Source organism: Parasphingomonas zepuensis (assembly GCF_036663735.1).
Classification (GTDB): Bacteria; Pseudomonadota; Alphaproteobacteria; order Sphingomonadales; family Sphingomonadaceae; genus Sphingomonas.
Window position 1 is genome coordinate 1 of the sequence record NZ_JAXOJO010000098.1, and the last position, 1,020, is coordinate 1,020.

General features: G+C 63.6%; 2 protein-coding genes. Both read right to left on the reverse strand.

Translation table 11 applies throughout. The annotated features are described in order from the left end of the window. Positions 1-751 (reverse strand): transketolase family protein (locus tag U1769_RS25555; RefSeq protein WP_332720956.1); only part of this gene is annotated, 751 nt, incomplete at its 3' end. After that, positions 748-1,020, reverse strand: a 273-nt coding sequence (locus U1769_RS25560; protein ID WP_503644668.1) for a thiamine pyrophosphate-binding protein, incomplete at its 5' end; no start/stop codon positions are given. The genes U1769_RS25560 and U1769_RS25555, both read right to left, overlap by 4 nt.

Here is a 1,020-nt window from a genome sequence, read left to right on the forward strand (position 1 = left end):
CGGCAGTGACGATCGCGCCGGTTACAGCGGCAGCCGCGATGATATCGGTGTCAAGCGGCGACACCGTCGCCATGTTGATCACGCGGGCGGCGATACCCTCTGCGGCCAATGCTTCGGCAGCGGCCAGCGCGCGGTGGACTAGGGTGCCGTTGACAATGATGGCGATGTCGCTGCCGTCGCGCAGGACTTCGCCCTTGCCAATCTGGAACGACGCGGTGGCGCGCGACAGTTCCGGCACGGGCATGCGACTGATCTTGATGTAGACCGGGCCATCATGGGCAGCGGCTGCCTTGATCGCTTCGGCGGTTTGCCACGGGTCCGCGGGGACGATGACCGTCAGCTTGTCGATGGCGCGAAGCCAGGCAACGTCCTCGATGCTGTGATGGGTCGCGCCGAGTTCGCCGTAAGCGACGCCGGAAGAGATGCCGCACAGTTTTACATTGGCTTCCGCATAGGCGCAGTCGACCTTGATCTGCTCCATCGCCCGCGCAGTGAGGAAACAGCCGGCGCCGCTGACGAACGGAATCTTGCCGCCGTTTGCGAGGCCCGCACCGACGCCGACCATATTCTGTTCGGCGATGCCGACATTGACCAGGCGGGTGGGAAAGCGGTCGCGAAACTTGCCAAGCTTCGATGAGCCAACGGAGTCGTTGACGACGGCGACGATGCGGTCATCGTTGGCAGCGAGTTCCTCGACCGTACGGACATAGGCGTCGCGGCAATCGAACAGGGCGGGTGCGGTGTCGGTCACTTGCTCAACTCCGCTTTGAGTTCGGCAAGCGCTTGCGCATATTGGTCGGCGTTCGGCACGCCGTGATGCCAGCCGGCCTGATTTTCCATGAAGCTCACACCGTGCCCCTTGATCGTATCGGCAATGACGACGAGCGGCTTGCTCCGGGGCTGGGCGGCGGCGTCAAACATCGTGAGCAGGGCAGTATGGTCATGACCGTTCACGCCGACGACGTCCCAGCCAAATGCCCGCCATTTGTCGGCAAGCGGCTCGAGCCCGTTGGTATCCTC